Source organism: Variovorax sp. E3, assembly GCF_016082275.1.
GTDB lineage: Bacteria > Pseudomonadota > Gammaproteobacteria > Burkholderiales > Burkholderiaceae_C > Variovorax.
Genome location: NZ_MOWM01000308.1, coordinates 1 through 2502, shown reverse-complemented (window position 1 = coordinate 2502; position 2502 = coordinate 1). Strand labels below are relative to the sequence as shown.

Annotated in this window: 3 protein-coding genes; all 3 read right to left on the bottom strand. The window is 71.9% G+C overall.

Annotated features, from left to right (window positions below; translation table 11 throughout):
- Positions 1–138 precede the first annotated feature (138 nt).
- Positions 139–594 (bottom strand): flagellar export protein FliJ, encoded by a 456-nt coding sequence (gene fliJ / locus BMG07_RS40400; RefSeq protein ID WP_198089176.1) that lies wholly within the window; start codon positions 592–594, stop codon positions 139–141.
- The gene (gene fliI, locus BMG07_RS40395) at positions 591–2054 is read right to left on the bottom strand and encodes a flagellar protein export ATPase FliI (RefSeq protein ID WP_198089175.1); all 1464 of its coding nucleotides are present in this window, start codon (positions 2052–2054) and stop codon (positions 591–593) included. The genes fliJ and fliI overlap by 4 nt, the downstream gene beginning before the upstream one ends.
- 5 nt (positions 2055–2059) lie before the next feature.
- Positions 2060–2502 (bottom strand): FliH/SctL family protein (locus BMG07_RS40390; RefSeq protein WP_198089174.1); only part of this gene is annotated, 443 nt, incomplete at its 5' end.

Genomic DNA, 2502 nt, shown 5'->3' with positions numbered 1-2502 from the left:
GCGGCGCCGAAGCCGCGGCCCTGTGCTTCGTCGGTGCCACGGCCGCGCGGGCCGGCCTGCGCGGCGGACGAGGGGGCCGAAGCGCCGTTGGCGACGACGGTGGGCGAGATCATGGGAGGCATGTCGGTTCCTGGATATTCAGAGGGTCGGGTGCGACGTGCGGTCGAAGAACTTGCGCGCGGCGCGCTCGTCGCTGTCGCGCTGCTCGCGCTTGGCCTCGGCCGTCAGCTCCTGCAGGCGCACGCGCTCGGCCAGGGTGTCGAAAGAGCTGAGGCGGCGCTTCTGGTGCTGCCAGTCGATGCGGCCGTTGTCCAGCCGTGTCTCGGTCTGCGCGGCGATGGCGCGCTGCTGCTCGATGGCGCCGTCCAGCGTGCCCAGAAAGTTGCGGTAGTTGCGCCACTGCGACGAGGGCAGGCCGCTGCGCATCAGCGTGTCGAGCTGGTCGTGGTAGTCCTGGCGGTACTGCAGCAGCAGGTCCAGCTTCTGGTTGGCGTTCAGGTGCGCGCTCTGCAGCGCGCCCAGGCGGCGCGCGGCGTCGTCGGTCTGCGTGTGCGCCAGGTCGATCAGCATGCCGAGGGGGAGCTTGCGTGTCATGTCTGGAATCTCCGGGTGTTGGATGTCCTGGGATCGAAGCCGGCCTGGGCCTCCGACTCGAACAGGCTGTCGAGCTGCGCGATCGCTTCCTCGTAGCCCGTGCGCTCTTCCATTGACTGCTGCAGGAAGGCCTCGATGCGCGGGTACATCGCAATCGCCTTGTCCAGCTGCAGGTCGTGGCCGGGCGCGTAGGCGCCCACGCTGATCAGGTCGCGGTTGCGCTGGTAGCGCGACAGCATCTGCTTGAAGCGGCGCACGCTGTCGAACTGCGACGGCGGAATCAGCGCGGTCATGGCGCGGCTGATGGACGCCTCGATGTCGATGGCCGGGTAGTGCCCGGCCTCGGCCAGCGTGCGCGAGAGCACCACGTGGCCGTCGAGAATGGCGCGCGCCGAATCGGCGATCGGGTCCTGCTGGTCGTCGCCTTCGGACAGCACCGTGTAGAAGGCGGTGATGGAGCCGCCGCGCCCCTGCGCGTCGCGCGCGCCGTTGCCGGCACGCTCCACCAGCGCGGGCAGCCGCGCGAACACTGAAGGCGGGTAGCCCTTGGTGGCGGGCGGCTCGCCCACGGCCAATGCGATCTCGCGCTGCGCCATGGCGTAGCGGGTGAGCGAGTCCATGATGAGCAGCACGTCCTTGCCCCGGTCGCGAAAGTACTCGGCCAGGCAGGTGGCATAGGCCGCGCCCTGCAGGCGCAGCAGCGGCGAGTTGTCGGCCGGCGCGGCCACCACCACGGCGCGCGCCAGGCCTTCCTCGCCCAGCGTGTTTTCGATGAAGTCCTTCACTTCGCGCCCGCGCTCGCCGATCAGGCCGACCACGATCACTTCGGCGCTGGTGTAGCGGGCCATCATGCCCAGCAGCACGCTCTTGCCCACGCCCGAGCCCGCGAACAGGCCCATGCGCTGGCCACGGCCCACGGTGAGCATGGCGTTGATGGCGCGCACGCCCACGTCGAGCACCGAGTCGATCGGCGCGCGCGACAGCGGGTTGATGGGCGGCGAGCTCAGCGGCACCTTGCGCGAGATGTCCAGCGGGCCGAGCCCGTCGAGCGGGCGGCCGGCCGCATCGACCACGCGGCCGAGCATGCCTTCGCCCACGGGCAGGCGCTTGGTGTGGGCGTCGCCGCTGGCGCCGGGCTCCAGCGAGCCGGGCCGCGCGAACACGCGCGCGCCGGGCAGCAGGCCCGCCACTTCGGTCTGCGACATCAGGAAGAGGCGGTCGCCCGCGAAGCCCACCACTTCGGCTTCGGCATGGCGTTGCGCGTTGCCGGGCGGCAGCTCGATCAGGCAGTCGCTGCCCACGGGCAGCTGCAGGCCGACCGCTTCGAGCACCAGCCCGACGGCGCGCGTGAGGCGGCCCGAGGCGGTGGTGGTCTCGCAGCGCGCGACATGGCCGCGCGCTTTTTCCAGCGCGGCCTGCACCGACTGCAGATGGGGGTTGGGAGCGGTGGCGGTCTGCATGGCGCTCAGAAGGCTTCGGCCTCGCCGTCGTCGGCCGTGCCGCGCACGGCGGCGGCCACGCGCTTCCAGCGGGTCTGCAGCGTGCCGTCGAGTTCGCCGTTGGCCGACTGCACGCGGCAGCCGCCGCGCTCGATGTGCTCGTCGGCGCGCACTTGCCAGCCGGCGGCCTCGATCTCGCTGCCCAGGCTGTTCTTGACCAGGCCCACGTCGTCGGGGTGCAGCAGCAGGCGCGGGTCGCCGCGCAGGGCGGGGTCGGTGTTGAGCAGGTCGCGCACCACCGGCACCACCCATTCGGGTTCGGTCTTGAGCGTGCGGTGCACCACCTGGCGCGCCACGTCGAGCGCCAGCGCGAGCACGGCCTCGGTCAGCTCGCCTTCGGCGCGCTGCAGGGCGTCGGGCAGCGACAGCGTGAGCGCGCGCAGCCGTTCGGCATGCACGCTGGCGGCGG

Excerpts from the sequence above, each read along its gene's own strand:
- fliJ (WP_198089176.1), bottom strand. The coding sequence starts at position 594 with ATGACACGCAAGCTCCCCCTCGGCATGCTGATCGACCTGGCGCACACG.
- fliI (WP_198089175.1), bottom strand. The coding sequence starts at position 2,054 with ATGCAGACCGCCACCGCTCCCAACCCCCATCTGCAGTCGGTGCAGGCC.